The organism is Deltaproteobacteria bacterium CG11_big_fil_rev_8_21_14_0_20_42_23, from assembly GCA_002796345.1.
Taxonomy (GTDB): domain Bacteria; phylum UBA10199; class UBA10199; order 2-02-FULL-44-16; family 2-02-FULL-44-16; genus 1-14-0-20-42-23.
Genome location: PCXC01000048.1, coordinates 1 through 20,741 on the forward strand (window position 1 = coordinate 1; position 20,741 = coordinate 20,741).

11 protein-coding genes and 1 pseudogene (1 of these 12 running past the window's edge) are annotated in these 20,741 nt (G+C 40.0%); 9 read left to right on the forward strand and 3 right to left on the reverse strand.

Annotation, left to right across the window (positions count from 1 at the left end):
• Window positions 1-330 (forward strand): hypothetical protein (locus COV43_06205; GenBank protein ID PIR25241.1); only part of this gene is annotated, 330 nt, incomplete at its 5' end.
• A 48-nt stretch (window positions 331-378) separates the two neighbouring features.
• Window positions 379-1,602 (forward strand): ATPase, encoded by a 1,224-nt coding sequence (locus COV43_06210; GenBank protein PIR25242.1) that lies wholly within the window; start codon window positions 379-381, stop codon window positions 1,600-1,602.
• 184 nt (window positions 1,603-1,786) lie between these two features.
• Here the strand turns inward: COV43_06210 and COV43_06215 are convergent, their stop codons facing one another.
• Window positions 1,787-5,224: a hypothetical protein gene (locus COV43_06215; protein PIR25243.1), complete on the reverse strand. Its 3,438-nt coding sequence runs from the start codon at window positions 5,222-5,224 to the stop codon at window positions 1,787-1,789.
• Between the two features lie 12 nt (window positions 5,225-5,236).
• Complete coding sequence (locus COV43_06220; GenBank protein PIR25244.1) at window positions 5,237-6,238, reverse strand: hypothetical protein; 1,002 nt, start codon at window positions 6,236-6,238, stop codon at window positions 5,237-5,239.
• A 297-nt stretch (window positions 6,239-6,535) separates the two neighbouring features.
• Here COV43_06220 and COV43_06225 point away from each other — a divergent pair, with 297 nt between their 5' ends.
• The gene (locus tag COV43_06225; protein ID PIR25245.1) at window positions 6,536-7,366 is read left to right on the forward strand and encodes a protein phosphatase; all 831 of its coding nucleotides are present in this window, start codon (window positions 6,536-6,538) and stop codon (window positions 7,364-7,366) included.
• 45 nt (window positions 7,367-7,411) lie between these two features.
• The gene (locus tag COV43_06230; GenBank protein PIR25246.1) at window positions 7,412-7,591 is read left to right on the forward strand and encodes a hypothetical protein; all 180 of its coding nucleotides are present in this window, start codon (window positions 7,412-7,414) and stop codon (window positions 7,589-7,591) included.
• 263 nt (window positions 7,592-7,854) lie between these two features.
• Here the strand turns inward: COV43_06230 and COV43_06235 are convergent, their stop codons facing one another.
• Window positions 7,855-9,492: a hypothetical protein gene (locus tag COV43_06235; GenBank protein ID PIR25247.1), complete on the reverse strand. Its 1,638-nt coding sequence runs from the start codon at window positions 9,490-9,492 to the stop codon at window positions 7,855-7,857.
• 308 nt (window positions 9,493-9,800) lie between these two features.
• Here COV43_06235 and COV43_06240 point away from each other — a divergent pair, with 308 nt between their 5' ends.
• From COV43_06240 to COV43_06260, 5 genes and pseudogenes are all read left to right on the forward strand, one after another.
• The gene (locus COV43_06240; GenBank protein ID PIR25248.1) at window positions 9,801-11,663 is read left to right on the forward strand and encodes a hypothetical protein; all 1,863 of its coding nucleotides are present in this window, start codon (window positions 9,801-9,803) and stop codon (window positions 11,661-11,663) included.
• Window positions 11,660-13,732, forward strand: a complete 2,073-nt coding sequence (locus COV43_06245; GenBank protein PIR25249.1) for a hypothetical protein — start codon at window positions 11,660-11,662, stop codon at window positions 13,730-13,732. Before COV43_06240 ends, COV43_06245 begins: the two co-directional genes overlap by 4 nt.
• 145 nt (window positions 13,733-13,877) lie before the next feature.
• Complete coding sequence (locus tag COV43_06250) at window positions 13,878-15,563, forward strand: hypothetical protein (protein PIR25250.1); 1,686 nt, start codon at window positions 13,878-13,880, stop codon at window positions 15,561-15,563.
• Window positions 15,560-17,197, forward strand: a complete 1,638-nt coding sequence (locus tag COV43_06255) for a hypothetical protein (GenBank protein ID PIR25251.1) — start codon at window positions 15,560-15,562, stop codon at window positions 17,195-17,197. Before COV43_06250 ends, COV43_06255 begins: the two co-directional genes overlap by 4 nt.
• Window positions 17,194-20,741, forward strand: a pseudogene (locus COV43_06260) (hypothetical protein) (it continues 273 nt past the right edge of the window). The gene COV43_06255 and the pseudogene COV43_06260 overlap by 4 nt, the downstream one beginning before the upstream one ends.

The following is a 20,741-nucleotide window of genomic DNA, read 5'->3' on the forward strand; positions in this document are numbered from 1 at the left end:
CCTGACATTGAACAATTCTCTCCAGGTGGTGGCATTGGAGCCGCTGGACTTCTTACAGAGGGTGGTGGGGAAGGGGTGCACATTGCATCAGCAGACCCTGGCATCTTACCAGACGATGAAGAGAGTGGAAACAGCCAAACAACATCAAGCGCTCTTACAGGAAATGGCAGTGGTGGCATCGGAGGTATTACAAGTGCAAACAGTGTTGGAGCTGGGGGCTGTTCTTTGAGCATTGCTCCAAGCTCTCCCGGGAGAAGTTTCATCTTCTTCCTTCTTTTTTCCGGGATTCTCATCCTCCTGAGATGTGAAAAACAGGACAAATCTAAATAAGACTTTACATTTGCCCTGTTCACCCCGTTAAAGAGAAAGAAAATATCTTTGTTGACAAGCCATCAATTTTCGCCGAAAATTGATGGCGATATGAAAATAATAAAGAGAACCATCAGAAAGGCTATTGAACACCATCTCAAACGAGGAAAAAGTATTCTTTTGCTTGGTCCGAGGCAAACAGGAAAGTCAACGCTTCTTACAACCTTCCCCGCAACAAAAACCATCTCCTTCGTTGATGCTCATGTCAGGCAACGCTATGAAAAGGAACCAACACTCCTCGCTGGAGAAATTGAAGTTCTTTTTCAGGAAACAAAAAAGAAAAGTCTTATCATTATTGATGAAATTCAAAAAGTTCCTCATCTTCTTGATACAGTTCAAAACCTTATCGATCAGAAAAAAGCTCAATTTATTTTAACAGGCTCATCGGCCAGAAAACTCAAACGAAGTGGGGCTGTCAATTTACTTCCAGGCCGAGTTGTCTCTATGCGACTTGACCCATTCTCCCTTCAAGAATACTCCAAACAATCATTGGAAGAAAACCTCCTCTACGGGACATTACCGGGAATTGTTGCAGTATCTGAAAAAAAAGATCGCGAAATAGATCTTCAATCATATGTCGAAACATACCTTGAAGAAGAGGTCCGTGCGGAAGCGTTAGTACGAAACATGGGAAGTTTTTTGAGATTTCTCGAATATGCAGGTTTAGAAGCAGGAAAAATAATCAACTATCATAAACTTTCACAAGAAATAGGAGTAAATCATACTACTATTGCATCTTATTTTGAAATTTTAGAAGATTGTCTTATCGCGGAACGTATTGATCCCATTACGACCAGCATTACGCGAAAAAAATTGACGAAATCCAGCCGCTATCTTTTATTTGATCTGGGAATACGGAGATTATGTGCAGCTGAAGGAGTTAAGCCTGGGAAAATACGAATGGGGGAACTCTTTGAACAATATGTTGGGCTTGAGCTCATTCGGTATGCCAGACAATCACATGCAAAAATAAAAATTCGATTTTGGAGAGATGCAGATGGTCCAGAAGTTGATTGGATTATCGATAAAGAAAAAGATCTTATTCCCATTGAGGTAAAGTGGACAGATTCTCCCTCCAAACGAGATACCAAAAATCTTGATATTTTTCTTCGGGAATATAAAAAAGCCAAACAAGGTTACGTTGTGTGTCAGACTCCGAATCCAATCCAATTATCACCACGTATTCAAGCTATTTCTTGGAAGGAAATAGCAAAACTTTTTCAAAATAAGTAACTCTAAGGACCTTTACATAATTCCTTCAATTGCGAAGGAACAAAGCGACTGCAGCAATCTTGATTTTAGAATTGCTTAGAGGAGATTGCTTCATCAAAAAACGATTCACAATGACAAGAAGGAACACGAATTGCTGGATTCCCGCCTTCGCGGGAATGACAAATTGAATAATGCAAAGATCTCCCTAAGTCGTTTCAACTGTTGTTTCAACATCAATTTCACTTACCACTTTTTCAAATTCCATTTTCCATTTTCGATTTTTCTGAATTAAGGGCTTAACTCTTAGCAATACTTTATGTGCTTCATCAATTTTTCCTTGCTGAAAGAAAATTCGAGCACGCATGAGACTCACCGGGAAACGATAGGCTTCAACAGCCTTTGCGGGAAGTTGATCCATAATTATTTCAGCATGTTGAAGATTTTCATTACTTTTTTCAAGTTCACCTTTTTGATAATAACTTGACCCAAGGCCTTGATATGCACCCATTAGATACATGGGTTCAGCTCCCAAATGAATAACTTCTTGAAAATGAAGAATAGCTTTATTGAATTGATGTAACTCTTTATAACAACGACCCTTGCTCCCCCAACATACAATAGAGCATTGTTTATATTCCCGTTCATTTTTTTGCAAAGCAGCTGCTGCAAGATAATGATCATTTGCTTTTAAGGCCAGCTCAAATTTATCGGAGTCGTGGTAGATGGTAGCAAGGATGTTGTATGCAAGCTCTAACCATTTTCCTTGTTTAGCTTTTTGCGCGAGATCTAAACTTTTCTCGGCGTACCTTAGAGCTTCATCATATTGTCGAAGCAGACGATAACAGTTTGCCATATAAAGTGATGTTTCAATAATTCCACTCAGCTGTTTCTCTTTTTTAAACTTTGAAAGCTCTTCGCTGAAAACTCTAATTGCACTTTCAAACTCTCCCAAATGTCGCAATACAAATCCTAAATTATTATGAACCCTACTTCTATTCTCTTCAGGAAGTTTCGCTTCTAACACTTTTGCTGCTTCAAAAAGAAATTTTGCCTTCTTCAGATCAACGTCCGCTTGAGTACTGTTTCGGCCTAACTCGTAATGATACTGCGCTTCAAGATTGAGCAGTGACAAAGAGAGGGGAGTTGGACATTCTAAAAAATGTTTCTTTGAAAAAAGTTTTTTTGCATCATGTAAAAATTGACTGCTTTTATTGTAGTTTTTTTTACTTAAACTCAGAGCTGCGAGTTGAAGAAGAAATTTAATTTTCCATATTTTTTCAGACTCAATACTCTGAAATGTTTCAAGAGAAAATTCTTCTGCCTTCGAGGAATTCCCAAGCCACCGGTAAGCATCAGCTAACAGAAAGCTGAAACAAAATCGTAACTTCTTTTTTTCTTTCGGAATAATGTTGAGAGCATGTTCACATAATTCAACCGCAAGAGGAATGTTCATTTCTTGTTTTATTTTTTTTGAAGCTAATTGATAGATCGCTTTATAGGTTTGTGCATCGCCTTTTCTAAAAGCTTTATGTAAGAGACGCAGGTCTCCATCCAAGTTTTGTTCAACAAGAAAGTGGTAGATCTGTTCGTGCCAATAGGATCTTTCTTCTTGTGGCATTGATCTATAAACAAGAGAGGGAAGGAAATCTTTATTTCTGAAATTGTATGTTGATTTATCTACATCATAGAGAAGAATTTCTTTCCTTACCAATTCATTGAGTTTTTGCTTCAACATCAGAAGGGGGAGAAAGTTAAAAATATCATTGTAGCTTGCCGCCGGAGCGAGATGTTTCCAATTCCATACGGACATAAACTTAAGAATTCTTGCTTCTTCAATATCACACTGCTGATATTGTTCAAACAAGCGAGCCTGCGTCCGTGGGGCGATTGATCTTGTTTCTTTTTGTACTAAACCGAGGAGAATATTTCCTTCCAAATCAAAAAGTACACCGTGACTATCAATCACCTCAAGCTGTTCTCTCAGCTCAGCGGGAATCCCATTCGTTTGTTGATAAAGCAAATCAACTCGTTCAAGGGGAAGTTCTCTTCCCTTAAAAGCTGGAGTGAGCTTAAGATAATCAAGCACTTCGAGATAGGAAAGGGGTTCGAGTTTAAGCATTTCAAACTCAGACTTTATATTGAGAGCACCTAAAAATTGCTCACCTGAAAAATATTTTGGATCATATGTGGCGCAAATGAGAAGAGGTGGAGTTTCTTCAAAGAGCTTTGCTTTTTTATTTCGATCATGAACCAAGAGAAAGAGACGTTCTATAAATGTTTCTAAATGAAACAATGGGGAAGTATCTTTTCTTTTTTCTTCATCAGCATAAAGCTCATGAAGATTGTCAATTAAAACGACAATCGGTTTTTCTGATTGTGATAATACTTGAGAAAGATTTTCTTCCCACTGAATGGAGACATCATCATCTGATGGAAAACTAATATGATGAAGATGTATGTTTTCTGTTTCCAAACTCACTCGTTCTTTACATTTTTGAAGCAGGTGTGTTTTTCCAAGCCCTTCATTTCCTTCAATGAAAAGAAGTGGGGCTTGTTTCTTTTTTTCGGAAATAATTCCCTGAATATAGCTTCTTATTTTTTCTCGAATTTTTTCTCTCCCCACATGCTGGTTTCCTTCAGGGACAAGATAAGAAGCACGTTCATCTGTCATTTCAAAACAATCAGGACTTCCGGAAAGAAGAGCATTTATCACTGCACGAGCTGTGGGATAAAAACGATTTTCAGGTTCTCTCTCAAGAAGATGATGTAAGAGTGTATCTAGAAACTCAGGGTATTTTTCCGGCTCCTGACGATAAAAAGAAGAGGGGAGTCTTCGCAATTTTTCTTTTCGAATAAGCTCTTGAATCACTTTTGGATCTTTTTTTGCTGTTCGAGGAAAAGGATATGAAATGCCATGAGAAAGGGAAACGTACATTAACACCGCAAAAGAAAAAAGATCAGCCTTTGCGTCTACTTTTTCTTTTTCTCCAAGTGCAACTTCAGGAGCAATGTAGTGTGTGCTTCCAAAATACTGGCCTCCATATTCTTCAGGAGTCATTGACAGTCCGAGGTCAATAATTTTCACCTGCGGTTTTCCATTAATATCTTGTACCAAAACATTTTCTGACTTTACATCAAGATGTATCAATCCGCTTTTGTGAAGAAAATCGAGTCCCTCAAGTGCCTGAACGAAAAGCGGAACCATTGCACGAGGCTCTGCGTGTTGAAGATAGGTTGCAATCGGCTTTCCCTCAATAAATTCTGAAGAGAAATAAAAGTGCCCTTCATGAAATCCAAAGTGATATGCTTTTGCAACATGGGGATGAATGAGTCCTACAAGTTTTTGATATTCATCCTTAAACATCTGAATATAAGTTTTATATTTTTCTTCTGTATGATCTGAAATGTTTTCTTCGTTTCCATTTTCACTTTTGATACGTTCTCTAAAGAGAGAAAGAAGTTTTTCTCGATGCAGCACCTTCAGAGCACAACGGCGCCCTTGTGGATCAAGAGCTTCATGAACTACACCACTCCCGCCCTGAGCAATGTTGGGAGTGACAATGCGATGGCCATCAATCACATCCCCTGGTTTTGGGGAGAGCATACAGCCTGCATTCTGTGAAGAAAGCTTTTCATGTTTCATATTTTTAAAAACCTAAATAATGGTTGATGTTTGTTCGAATGGCATTTCCTTACTGGCTTCCGGCCACGCATTGTAAATATAGGCCAACACTTCACCCGCATCAAAAAATTCTCGATCTTCAGGATTTGGTGAAAGCAATTTCAGAATAAGATCATTCAACTTTTGTGGAATTTCTTTATTATGGTGAAGAAGTGGTGCTGGCATTCCTTCATGCTTTATCATTTCTTGTAAAGCTTTTCGATCTGTATGGATCTGAGCACGTTCTGGAAAAGCTTGCTTTCCGGTAAGACAGTAGTAAGCAAGGACTGCAAATGAATAAAGATCAGTTCGCTCATTTATAATTTCTCTTTTTTCTTCAATAGCTTCTGGAGCCATATAAAAAGCAGTGCCTCGCAGAGGAGTTTTTTGATCTTCCATTAAAAAAGCGTTTCCAAAGTCCGTCAATTTTACCAGAGGGGGTTTTTGTTCGCGGTTGATTCTCACTTTTGATGGTTTTAGGTTAAGATGGAGCATGTTATTCTGATGAATGAAATCTAGCCCTTCTAAGATAGGAACAAACAGAGATATCATTTGAATTGGATTCATTCCTCGTGTTGAGGTGAAAAAATCAGAACCGGGAACGTATTCTGAAATAATGAAAGGCTTATCAAGCCCCATATCTTCGCGAAAACAAAATGAATGAAGTTGAGCAATGTTTTCATGCTCTAACTGATGTACTCGTCCCAAAAGCAATTCGTAACTTTTGATATAATTCGTAACAGCTTCTTTTGCTTTTTGTACCGCTTCTTCAGAAGAGAGTCCCTCATGAAGAAAACTGAGCTGGAATCGTTTAAAAAGTTTATGTACTTCAAAAAAAGTAAGGGTCACTTTTTCTTTGCTCTTGTTGTCTTCAGCGGCGTAAGACGTAGTTTTTGACCCCGAGGAAATTTCCCAGAGAAGAGTGTATCCTAGATTGTCAAAGACCGATTCATCCAAACACCAATCAGTCTTATCAATGCCATATTCGTATGCCATATAATTCCCCCTTTATCCGAGTCCAGCAGTTAAAACTCGGCCCCTTGGGGCCGAAAAACCGTTAGCAGATTTCCCTGGATTAAACTCTGGAGCAAGCTCCAGAGTTTTTGATAGCCAAAAAAACCTAAAATTTCAGTAAGTTATATGCCTAACAGTATATCAAATTTTTTCCCTCATCTCAATCATGATAACAAAAAAAAGGCCTGAAATTATGCCTCCTAAGGGCCAAAAGAAAGGTCTTTCCTCAAAATAAGTTTTTGCTTACAATGAACGGGCTGGATTTACAAAAGGGGGCATATGATTTTTAGACTTAAGGCAGCCACAGCCACAAATATTGGCAAGAGAGAAAATAATGAAGATACGTTTTTGGTCAATGAAGGCTTAGGATTATTCATTGTCGCCGACGGAATGGGAGGACATGCACGAGGAGAAGTAGCAAGTCAATTTGCATCCCTTCAGTTAGAAGATATTATAGACGACATAAGTGATGAAGAGGAGCAATCTATTGATGATGCTCTTCCCAATCTTCAGGATGAAGATTTACTTACTCAAGCTGTTCTTTCAATTAATTATGACCTCTACAAACGCAACGAAGAATTGATGAAATCTGAAGAAACAAATAATCTTCCCGACATTCTTAAAAAACGAAAACGAATGGGAACAACGCTTGTCTCTCTCTTTGTAAAAGAGAAAAAAGCGTACATTGTTCACGTTGGTGATTCACGTGCATATTGTTATCGAAAAAATAAATTACAACAAATTACCCAAGATCACACATGGGTTGAAGAACAGGTCAAAGAGGGGAAACTCACGCCAGAAGAGGCTTTGGTGCATGTTAAGCGAAATGTTATTACGCGTTCAGTTGGATTTAAACCAGAAGTAAAAGTTGACATAGATGTGGTTCATCTCGAAGAAGGAGATCGTTTTCTTCTTTGCAGTGATGGGCTCAGTAATATGCTTAAAGAGGGAGAATTAAAAGGTCTGCTCGAAAAAAGTGGGACCAAGGAAGCATGTGAACGAATGGTAGAAATTGCAAAAGATATTGGAGGAAGAGACAACATCACAGCTCTTGTTGTCGATGTGATTCCTAACACCTCTTCCGATGAACCCGAGATAACGATTGAGTAATTTGTTTTACGATGTCAGCAAGAAGATAATGATCAGACTGTAAAGATGAACCATAAAAAAACATTTCTCCTTTTTGAGGAGATACAAAAGTTAATTCATTTGCCATCTCAATATAGATGGTTGCTTCAGGAAAATAACTGTAAAGTGCTTGCACAAGAGAAAATGCTCTTCCTTGAACCAGCAAGGGGAGAGGAACGTCCAATTTTATCCCTTTTTGCAAAATAACCAATTTCGTCATGGTTCGAAATAACCAAGAATTTACATCAAAAGCAACCGTTAACTTGCTGAAATTAAAAGGTAAAATTCCACATTTCAGAACACCTTATCTAATAAAAATACAGGTTTCCGAACAAAACAGTGAAACTTTTATTTTCCTTGCAGATAATAATGGCCGTTAAATTTTTGAAATATTTTGGCTTATTTTACACTGAAAACTTGAAATGAGACTCAAACTCTAGAAAAAAAGGCGGCTTAGCATTGTGGTTGTTTTAAATCTTCTTCTTTCGGTAAGCCTTGATCTCAATATTGAATTCTTTTACTTTCCGATAAAAAGTGCTTCGAGGAATGTTGAGCTCGCGCGTCGCTTTGTTGACATTGCCCTGATTGCGCTCAAGCGCTGAAATAATTTCTTGTTGTTTCCACTCTAAGGCAGCTTCTTTTTGAACTCCTTTTTTAAACTTCACATCATCAAGCGTTACCATATCATTTCCTCGAAAAACTGCTCTAATTAATGCCTGTTCTACAGTTGCAAACAGTTCTCTAATATTTCGTTTCCATGGAGAGTGATATAAAAAACGAAGTGCTGGGCGTTCAAAGCGTACCTGTGCTTGAATACGTTGGAGAAAAGAGTGAATCAAAAGGTGAATGTCATCCTTGCGTTCTTCCAAAGAGGGAAGTTTGAGCTTCCAATGGCAAAACGCAAACAAGTCCCCATGAAGTTTTTGATGTTTTTTTAACTGCTCTGGATCATCCTCTGTTGTAAGAATAAGTCGAAGATCAACAGGCTGATGTTGTTTTGTACCCACAGGGGTAACTACCCCTTCTTCAAGAAGGATGACTAATTTTTCTTGAACAGGCAAAGGAAGTGCATCAATATGCTTGAGAAGAAGAGTTCCTTTATGAGCTTTGGCACATACCCCTTTTTTTGCCTTTTGGGCGCCACTCACCGCAGCAGTCTCATGACCAAAGAGAAGGCTTTCACTTAAGTGTGCAGGGATGTGTTTTATATCAAGAGTGACAAAAGCATGATCTTTTCGCTCTGGGTGAAGAAGATGCACTATACGACTACTGAATGTTTTTCCTGTTCCCTGTTCTCCAAAAAGTAAAAGAGGTCGATTGTCTTTTACAGCCTCTTGCAGTTTTTTAAAAAAAGCTTGAACATTATTGTCATGCCCCACGAATCGCTTTGGGAGCAGCTTTTCATGTGATGTTGGAAGCAAAAATCCTTCTTCCGTAATATTACGATCTTTACTTTGAAATGGAGAAATTTGATATGGAACTGAAACACCACCTAAGCGAATCAACCCCCGAACAGGAAGTTCACATTCTGTAATACGGTTATCATAGAGAAAAATGCCTTTTGTACTTTTGAGGTCACGTATTCGGTATTTTCCTGCTTGCAAAAAAACCTCTGCATGTTTTCGTGAAACATGTTTTTTTGCTTCAGGGTCGTCTGAAAACCGCACATGACATCCTTCCTGACGACCAAGTATAAGAGAGCTAGCTGCAAACGAAAGAGGTTCGTCCATAAAGAAAGTAATGATGGGTAAACCTTCCTCTTCATCAAGCGTAATTTCAATGGACTCATCATCATCCACCTCCTGAATGTGTTGTCGACTCACCTGACATGATTCAAAAAAATGCAATCGATAATCTCCAATATCAATAATGTCATGTGGTTGAAGAGAAAGAGCGGCTTTTACTTCTTCTCCATTACAAAAAATAGCCATTTCACCCCGAGGAAAAAGTAAAACTTTGTCGAGGTGAACTTCAAAAGATGCCTGAATGCCATTTGGAAGATTCGGTAAAGACAAAGCACAAAGCTCATCTCCCCCAACACTTGTTTCTTCTTCAAGGGGATAAAGAAAGGGAAGTCGATCGTGAATCCAAACACATAATTCGTACATAGTTTTTCCTTTATTGTATCAAAACGCTCACTCAAGGTTACATGTCTCAAAAAGTGTGTCAATTAATTTAAAAATATCCCATGGCACAATACTTCTCCATCACCAAAAAAGAATTGAAAATATTCTTGAATAAAATCAACAAATTATACTTATATGTTTCATGTTTAAACCATGAGACAAATGATTTAAATATATTTAATTTAAAAAAATGAAAAAAATGAGACATTTTTTAGTTGACCAACAAAAAACATTTGTGCTTTAGAATGCCACAGGGAAAAAACATACGGGGAGAGAAAGCGATGCTGTAGGTGCAAGAAGCTTCTTTCAAACACACTAACAAAGTGGATTCCTTTTCTCTGCGAAAAGGATACGATGATCCGTCTGCGTTCAGTTTTGCGCATCTCCGAACACACCATTTGTTCCGAACACTGAACATCAAACAAATCTCGAAAACTCTTTTTTCTAACACACACAAACAAGAAGTTTTGAAGCTTCTTTTTTCACTTATACCGGTATGTCTATTGCATAGCTTTTCTCTGCAAAAGGGGATGAAGATGACAAAACAACTGTTGCTATTCTTTGGCTTTATAAACATTTTTTTATTCCTTCCTTCTCATACTCTCTTTGCGTTTGAAGCCGTTCGCATTCAGCGAATCCAAGCAATCAGCACTCTTCCACTTCCCCTTCATCATGGAGCGCTTATTCACATAAATCCTCTTCTTGACCCTAGCCTTTCTGGATTTCAGCTTGAGGTGAGTAAAGATGATAGAGATACATGGCTGCCTTTTGATACCTTTAAGCCTTACAACACATCAGCCCTCACCATTCCCTATCGAGCGAAATATTATGGTTTGATGACAGAGAAAAATTATGATTTCCGTGTGTGTCCTCTTTATGGAACTGAACAAATAGAAACTGCCCTGTGTTCAACGCAATCCTTCCGGCTTCCCGAAATTCCGAACGATCCTAACCAAGGTGATGACGATGATGATGGTCTCACCGCTAGCTCCGAATACAATTACGGAACTGATCCCAGAAATCCAGACAGTGACAATGACGATATTTCAGATCGTTTTGAACTGGCCAACAGTTTAGACCCTAGTTTGGCGCAGTTCCCGGTGTTGGAGATGCTTGCCTTCGGGGAAAATTTTTCTGAAGGAGATGCATTTGGAACAAAAGCAAATCAACATCGCAGCATTATTTTACGTAATACTGGCGATAGACCATTGAGGGTTTTTGATATTTTGCTTGATGGAGAAACTGAAGGCATTTTTGAAATGTCCGATCACTTTCAGCAAATTCAAAGTCTTGCTCCTGGAAATGAAGTGGGAATCAACATTGACTTTCTTCCCAAGACAACACGTGTGACAAGTGGAAAAATAACTCTTCTTACAGACGATCGAAATCATTATCCTTTGCAGATTCCAATAAAGGGAAATGGACGTAACATAGCAAACCTCTTGGTTGATTTTTCTGAGCCTCGCATTCAGATTGAGAATGCGCACATTGGGGATACCATTGAAGAAGTTGTTCGCATTCCTGTTTCCAATGTCAAAAGTGATATTCCTCTTAAAGTCACTGCCTACATAGCTCACACGCTTGGCTTTGATGTAAATCCACGTCATTTTGAAATCCCATCGGAAGGTGATGCCGAGGTAACAGTGATGTTCCAACCAGATTGGAGCGGAAGTTATGAAGGCGAGCTTATTATTGAAGGCGAAAACGATTCTGCGTTTCGAACAATCATCATTCCTATAGCGGCAAGTGTGGAAGGTGCTGCTCCAAAACTTCGAATTGAACCTGAAGGAATTGGATTTCGCTCAACTCGTGTTGGTCGAACAAGCGAACATGTTATGGCTATTCATAATGATGGTGATGGTCCACTTTTTGTGAAGTGGGTTGATCTTGGACAAGAAGCAGGAAGTGTAGACCGTTTTATTTTTACGCCATCATCGCGTCAACTTGTTGTTCCACCGCATAGCGTTCGTCCACTGCGTATAACCTTTTCGCCGAAGGCAGCAGTGCAGTACCGATCGCAACTCTGCTTGGTGACGAACGATCCACAAGTTGAAGCCACTGCTGCTTGTGGCGTGTTTAGAACTCTTGGCAACGGCGTTGTTCTTTCTCCGAAAGCACAAGAAATTCTTTTACAAGGAAGGGGGCAGGAATGAAAAAACGATTTTTCCTCTTCGCTGCAATTCTTTTTGTCGTTTGTTCCACCATGAACTTAGAACAAGTGCATTCCGATGGTGATCCGCAATGCCCAACAGATGAGTGTTTGGTGAGGCATGTTACTCAGGCTGGGAATGGAGATGATGAAGACGATAGATCCCTCCGAAACGTTTTGAGATATGCATGTCGAGATAAAGGTGATGATCTGATTGTTTTTGGACGTTTGGACACCATTCGTTTGCACACACCACTTACCATTCCTGCAGATTGTGATGGCCGCATTTTTATGTTTGGAAAACCAAATGTTCGAAATGTGATCTCAGGCACAGATATCGATATGAGTGATGGCGAGCTTACCGATAACTGTATGCTGAAAGTGGAAAGTAATAATAATGAATTTGAATACCTTTCGTTTGTTAACTTCAAAAATAGAGACGCCGAAAATCATCCCGGCATTGGACTTTGCTTCATCGGAAATGGAAACCGAGCTTTCCAGATTTCGTCCGGAGTTCTTCCTGCTTCTGAAGGGAATCATGGAAATGATATTGGAATTTATATTGAAGGCGATGCGAACAGCATTCTCAAGAGTCAAATAAGTCAAAATACTTTGGATGGTATTTTGGTTGATGGTGATAGAAATTTATTTCAAGGAAATAATATTGGCCGATCTTACGAAGACTGTTCTCGAATTCCTCCTGAAGATCCTTCGGATAAAGATGATAAAAATATTCCACTTGAACAAGCTTTAACTGAAGAAAATAATGCAGTTACTGACGAATCAGAAAATAATCCTGTCGTAAATGCACATCCAGCAACATCTGGTGGTTGTCAGCTTATTGCGCCAACCCCAAATGAAGATGCGCCTCTTAATGATTTTGAAGGTGATTCATTTGAACAGAAAGAAGCTGAATATAAATTGGGGGGTGAATGTGCCATTTCAAACGGTAAAAATGGAATTCACCTTAGAAACACTGCTTCAAAAAATCAGATTGGTGGTTTTCAACGAGAAAATCACAATATTTTTTCTTACAACGGTGTTGCTGGAGTTCGCCTAGATGGAACAAGCGAAAGTTTTGGGAATCGGATCAACAACAACGTTTTCTATCACAACTATGGATTGGGTATTGATCTTGGACAAAAAGGTGTAAATGAAAACGATGCTGAAGATATCGACCAAGGACCAAATGCTTTGGTTAATTTTCCACACGATCTCCGCGTAAAAATGCGCAGTCTTTATCGTCCTGATGGCCGTCTGACCTACACTTTTCAGCTGACTGGATACGCACTTCAACATTCTGTTCTTGAAGTGTACCTAACCGATGGCAGTACTGCTCTTGAAGTGTTGCAAAATCAGGGTGATCCTTCGGGTTTTGGCGAGGGAGAGAATATGATTTTGCCAGAAGCCTATTTGGTTGAGAGCGAAGATGGAAAATTTACACTCGATCTCCCAACCATTATTCCGCGGCGAACAAAAATTACAACATTGCTTACCGATGAAAATGGAAACACCAGTGAGTTTTCAGAGAATGTTATTCTTGAACAAGATTCAGATGGCGATGGTATCATCGATTTGTTTGAAGATAGAATTTTTAACGAGCTTGTAGATGAGGGTGAAAGTGATCCGTTTAATATCGACACTGATGGTGATGGTCTTCTTGATGGAATTGAAGACAAAAATCGAAATGGCATTCAAGATGTCGGTGAAACTTCTGCGGTTCTTGCAGACAGTGATAATGACGGCCTTTCCGACTATATCGAAACAAAAGGTGATGGAATTTATGAGTTTTTTATCGCTTCAGATACAGATCCATTAAATCCTGACACCGACTGTGATGGATTAAAAGATGGTGAAGAAGATGCCAACGGAAATGGCGTTGTAGAATTTTACCTTGGCGAAACTGATCCTCGAAACCCCGATAGTGATGGCGATAATTTTAGTGATAGCCCGAAAGACTGTAATGGCAATCCACTCCAAGTGGATAACTGTCCAACCATTTCCAATCCAGGACAAGAAGATACAAACGACAACGGCATTGGAGATCGCTGCGAAGTGAATAGTGGTCCGTAATAGTGGATCTTCTTTGTCATTCCCGAATGAAGTTGTCGGGAATCCAGGGATTTTGAAATTGAAATGGAATTGTGGATCCCCTGCCTGACCGGCAGGCAGGACGCCTTCGCGAGGATGACAAAGCAAAACAGAAAAGAGAAAAACGATGAGTATAAAATTAAACTTAAATTCACCACAAACAATTGCATCACAAAATCTGCAAGCTGTTGCAAGTGAAGCGCTTGCACTTGAAGCTGTGGGAAGTTCATTTTCGTTTGCAAACACATCTTTTGCATTGCTGAATTCTGTTTCCAAATCTGTTGCAGTGCCAAAACTTCTTGATGGTGGTGTGAGTGTTGTTGTTATTCTTTTTCTTCTTGGCCTTGCAGGATGTGACTCTGCAACATCTGAAGCAGCTCTCACTGATGCTGATGTTGTACCTGATCAAGATGGAGATGGAAAACCAGATGGTGAAGATGAATGTCCTGAAGTTTTTGGAAATACTTTTAACGGTTGCCCACTTCCTCGAAATGGAGACAGTGATGGTGATGGCATTTCTGACGACAAAGATGAATGCCCAAATGATCCGCATCCAAGCTTAGATCCTGAAGCAAATGGATGTGCACCATTTGTTTCGGACTCAGAAAGAGATGGCGGCTTACCTGCACCAATGCCAGATCCTAGCGCACCAAAACCTTGGACACTTCTTTTTCAGGGGCAAGGTTTTTTGCAACGCGAAAATATTCCAACTTGTCCACAGCTTTCAAGTTCACACGATCACACGTTTCTGAGTTGGGAAGAAGGTCTTTCACTTTATCTTAGTGAAGTTTCGCCAAGACATCTCGAAGTTGGAATAGGTGAAATTGAAGATGTTGGAATTACTTCAGCAAGTATAGTGACCACGTGCAATTTAACTCATTCCATTGCGACAAATGAGAATGGGCAAACGGCAATTCTTTTTCCTCATCTTAGAAATGATAATGAAACACATCTTTCACTTAGAGTAAGAGAAGCTGATGGAACTTTGAGTGATCCAAAACAGGTAGCTATACTTCCTTTTGCAACCCTTGATACTGAGCGCAGAAACACCATTGCCTCTATAAAAAGTCTTCCCAATAATAATTTTGCACTTGTTTGGACAGATCGTGATCGTGTGAACCTAAGTATTATCACACCCGAAGGAGAAATAGGCCCAGAGCGTGTTTTGGTGAATAGACGCGCAGCGCCAGACGACACACTTCACGTAAAAAATCCTGATCTTTCTGTTGTGGATGGCAATACGCTTGAGGTGGTGTGGCAAGAAGGGAGTACAGCGTTTGGAAATATTATGCGGGCACGTTTTACATTTGATGGTGAAGAGGTGAGTGCTCCGGAAAATATTTCATACATCGATGAAGTTCAAAGTAATGGACGCTTTCCTGTCATTGTTTCTACACCAGTGGTGCAAATTGCAGCATGGCAAAGTGAAGCCGGGAAAGGTGTTGCTCATTTTCTTCCTGAAGAAGGTGTGAAAACTTTGTTCACCTTTTCTGAGAATGGCTCAAATATTTTTTCTCCCAGCTTAACACTAGATGACCAACATCGTCTTGGCATGGTGTGGTTGGAAGAAGATGGTCGCGATGCTGCAAAGGCATATCTTGCTTCTGTTGGAAGTGTTGAAAGTGGAGTATCTGAAAGTGAATATCGAGGAACAGTTTTAGCATCAGTTCCCGCTGATGCCCGTATAGCAATATCGCAGCAAGGCGATGATGTGGTTGTTGTTCTTCCAAATATGCAACCAGCAAACAGTATTATGCTGAGAAGATTTCAATGGAAACAAGTGCAGGGGAGAGGAAATGAGGAAGGACAATGAAGAGCGCCGGAGAAACGAAATTACGCGCGGGTGTTTCCGCTGGAGCAAGTGAGCGTAAGTGGAGATTTGAAAACAATGCTGGTTATAACCATTTTCCTATAGCCGCCAGATTTGGTGTTGAAGATTTATTTTTCCCCCATCTCGTTTTAGAAGGCATGCTTGATTATACCTCAAGTACACGATCTGATGGTGGTGCAAACCGTCTCTTAGGTGGTGGACGCGTTGGATATAAAATTCCTCTCTTTTGGGGTTTTTCTCTTATGCCAACAGGAGAAATAGGTGCTGGAAGTGGAACATTTCATGCTCAAGGTGGGCTTGATCCACAAGATGGAGATGACCTTCTTTTCCGCGGAGGTGCTGTTCTTGCTGCTGACCTTCAGTTTGATCCTCGCTTAGGGCTTGAACTTGCTGTTGGGCCAAGTTGGGGAAAATCTTTCCTTGAAGATTATACAGAGCAGACTTGGAGTGCACACATCACCATGACAGTTGGTATTGGGAAATCAGACTCCTGTTACCAAGAGCTTGTTCATCAAAAAAATGAACTTGCACTTCAACTCTCACCTCTAAGAAAACAGCGTGAAGAATTGTTAGTAGCAGATGCCCTTAATGAGGAAGCATATCATTTTCTTCGTTCTGTAAAACAACATCAACGAAGTATTCATGAAGAAATTAAATCATACTGTCCTAAAAAATCTCCAGAAATAAATGTTTCATTTGTTCCTCAACATGTTGACCTTCTTCCAATGGATGGATTTGAAGGATTAAGTTGTGAAGAGGAGCTTGCTTCTGTAAAAAATGCTTCCGAAGAAGCAAAGAATGTTCAAGAAGATGCTTATCCTAAACTTAAAGAACATATTCAATCTCAAGAAAAAGTTTTGCGCCATGGCTTGCAAACCTTTTTGAATTGGCCACCTCTGGAGTGTGTTCCTTTTCGCTATCCTCCGCGTTTTCTTTTGTTTGCAAATGATAATCCCGATATTTCTCTTCAACCACAATGGAGAAAAGAAGTTTTAGGTGGTGCACTTTCTCTCTTTGCAGAACCCGTTCTAGATGCAGCTTCACTTTATTTAAACCAACCAGAAAATAAGAATCTTCATTTGCGGGTTATTGCAATTGCAAACGAAACTTCTGAAAATCCGCAAAGAGATAAGCGTCTTGCCGTAGGAAGATCACAAAGTGTACGCCAATATATTTCTCTTGATGGTATTCGTCCGGATGTAGACTGCAAAGATGATGACTACGGTCTTTATTGTCCATACAAAAGCCAACTTCCGTTTGTGCGTGGAGCATCTGCTTATGAGTATACTGAAAGAGGATTTGAAAATGGAGTGCTTCACGAAAAATGGATTGGTGGTGCTTACAAAACGCCTCGTGAGAACCCAAACGAAAATCAAAATGAAAAAACAACTCGCATGATTTTGGCGCCAAAACGTTTGTGCCCACCTGAAGCCTACACTGCAAAAGAATTATTCGATGCCGATGGTGTTTTGAAACCTGAAGCAAAAGAACTTTTCCCAAAGTGGACATGGAAACAACAAGCAACTTCGCCTGTATTCAGAGCAGTGATTCTTGATTTTGTGGAGAAGTGTCCTTCAAAGTCACTTAGTTTATCTTCAGTAGAAGGGAAAAAATGAGTATGAAACGAACACGATTGGTTTTTATTTTTGTTTTTCTGTTTTCATTTCTCTCTTCATTTTGTTTCGCTCAAGATGCGGGGGATGGCCAGGTAGAAAATCTTCCAGGAGCAGATGCAAGTGGAGATAGCTCTGGTGTAAGTAATGCCAATTTTGAACCGGATTATTTTACCGGCGCTGCAACCTATCGTTATGACATTGAGCTTCCTCAGGGAAGACAAGGGATGACGCCGAAACTTACACTGATGTATAACAGTCAGCGCCGCTCAAAAGCAAGTGAAGTGGGTATTGGCTGGGAGCTCAATCTTCGTTACATTCAACGTTCGCTTATTGACGGAACTCCAAATTATGCAGGTGATGATTATGTTTCGTATGAGCAAGGTCAGTCTCGTCAGCTTATTGCAACGGGCGAGCGTGCCAACAGCTGTGATGAATATCGATATAAAGTAGAGGGCGAAGATCAAAAGCGTTTTTTCAAATGCCAAAACACTTGGACCATGTATGACAAAACAGGAAAACAATACTTGTTTGGGCAGGAACCTGAAAGCAGGCTTGAAGACAATGATCAAATAAAAACATTTCGTTGGTATCTTGCCACTGTAAAAGATCCAAACGGAAATACCATTCACTATCAAATGAGTGGACATTTTTTAAGCAGCATTGAATACACTGGCCATCAAAATGAGAGCGGAAAATTCAGAATTGAATTTCGTTATGAAGATAACGAATACATCACAAAAAATTTTCAAGCTGGTTTTAGAGTAACCCTGCCTAAACGTTTAAGTAGTGTCATTGTTTTTGAACAAGGTGTAAGTGGAGTTCAGCAATATGTGTTTCGCTATGACACTGAAGGTGGAACGATAAAGCTAGCGGGAATTCTCAAGCGAGCCTGGGCAAATCGTGATAACGTAGTTACAGAACTTCCTGAAATAAGATTTGAATATTCTTCATTGGAAAATGAGCGTTATTGGAATGCTCAGCGAATACCATTTCGTGATCCTCTTGGAGCGGCGGATGTCGTAGATAAACATCACAAATTTCTTGATATGAATGGTGATGGCTTGCTTGATCGTGTTTTTGAAGATCGAGCTATAGGTTCGTTTGCTGTCTATTTCAATACTGGAACTGATTTTGAAGCACAGCCTCATCTTTGGCCAGATATTTGTAATGGCCCCTGCAATGACGAAGATGATAACGATCTCATCGACATGAATGGTGATGGTTTACCCGATCGCATTCTAGGTGGCAGAATTAATATTACTGGAGAACCTGAAGTATTCGAAGGTTATTTTGTTCAGTATAACAATGGAAGTGGATGGAGTTACGCTGAACGTTGGAATGACCCCGCTTGTCAAAGTGCGATACATCGAGATGAATGTGGTAAACTTAATTTTAGAGACATGAATGGTGATGGGTTGAGAGATCGCATTATTCATGACGAAGCAAGAAATGTTTTTCTTGTCTATCGCAATCTTGGAAGAAGTTTTTCAGTGGTAGCAGATGAATGGATAGATCCCAGCCCCGAAACGGAAGGTGTAAAAGTATATCTTATCGATATGAACGGCGATGGTCTTCCAGATAGAGTAGCAAATTCTGGATCCATCGATGTCTATTACAATACTGGGTATGGTTGGTCAGATTTCAGAGAAAGATGGGATGCTCCTCTTCATTTTTCAGGGGGGCAGACCAGTTTTCAGGACATGAATGGTGATGGAAGAGTTGATCTCGTTACCACCTCATCATCACCAGATGCTCTTCCTCGCTTTCTTGTGTATTACAATCTGGGAACAGCTTTTGCTGACGATGCAGAAATTTTAGAAGATCCTATTCAGGACGATCAACTTTCAAATCATTTTTCATATGAGAACGGTTTACCTGGTTTGCTTGATTTGAATGGTGATGGCTACCCTGATCGTATTGCTCCTGTTGGAAATGATGCATATGCCGTCCATTTTACAAAGTTTGACCCCGAGGAACAGCCAGCATATCAACAACCACCTCAAGCGCTAAGTGTGATTAACAATGGATTGGGTGTTGAGACCCATTTGTATTACAGTCCTAGTTCTAAGTTGCACAATCGTTCTCTTCCGTTTCACCAGTTTAATCTTACGAAAATTGTGCAACGTGAAGGTGATGAAGAAAAAGTTACCAATATTGATTATGCTATGGGACAATTTTATTTTCCTTGGGGAAATCCGAAGGGAAGAAAGTTTGATGGTTTTGGTTTTGTTCGCATTCGTGACTCATTGGGAAATGTAGAAAAGCGTTGGTACCATCAATCTCACAATCTCAGTGCCAACAATATCATTTATGTTGATGATGCCGTTCCTTCTTTTGATTACAATCCCACTATTACCCCACGAAGCCTCGAGCAGGAAATATCTATTGATGGTATTCGTCCATGGACGTATGCGGCTCTTTCCGGAAAGCTCTATCGCGTTTCACGTTATATTCGAAAGCCTGAAAATGCAGCATTAGTTCACAAAGATGTCACTACCTATCAATGGGATGTTGCAACTCCACTTCATCACACTACATTTGCTTATCTTGCGCGAAAAAAGATGGTGGATTACGAGGGAGCAGCTGCGGGAAGAACCAGCTCTATTAGCTTTAGCTATAGTGTTGAAAGCGGAAACAAAACTTCAATCCTCAATCTTGGTGAAGAAGGTGTAGATATTCCGCGGCTTACGCGATATTCGGCACTGCAAAATATTGCCACCGACTTCGGAGCATTGCCAACATCCTTTGTGGGCATAACAGAAATCTTCGAACGCAATGGACATCAAGAAACTCTCAAAAATCGAGTAGAAACAAACTATGATGCTCGTCTCAACCTTCGGGAAAGGCAGGTGTTGCTTCAATATGCGGGTGAAGCAGATCAAACCCTTCATACAAGTTATGAATATGATGAGTATGGAAATGTTATCAGGATTACAAATCCAAAAAATGTAATCACTACTCTTTCATATGATAATATCCTGCATGCACTTCCCACGAGCACTACCGTTGCCGGTGAATTTACATTTCAAGCAGAGTATAACATTCGTGTGGGGAAAATAACGCGAAGTGTTGCGCCAGATGGAAGAGTGAGCACCTTTAGTTACGATGGTTTTGGAAGATTGCTCGAACGAACGTTTCAAAACCAATGGCAAGAACGGTTTGTCTATGACGATCATGTAGATTTTGGAGATGGTTTGTTTGGAACCATTGTAAAGCGTTTCACTAATATTAGCAGTGATGCGGGAAGTGACATTCACGCAAGACAGGTGATACATCGAAATGGGCAGGGGAAGATTATCCAGGTTTCAACTCTTTCCGAAAAAAGTAATGGAAGTTATCGCACTTCGTATACGCGCTATTTGCAAAATCAAACCAGTAACATCATCTACACTTCGGAACCATTTTTCACGCCTAATGCAAACCGTGTTGAAGCAGTAGGACATCCTGAATTAACTATAGAACGTGACAGTCTTGGCAGAACCTTTCGCAGCACGCCTCCCGTAGGCGATATCACTTCTCCAACTGCAGCAAGCATTACGCGTTA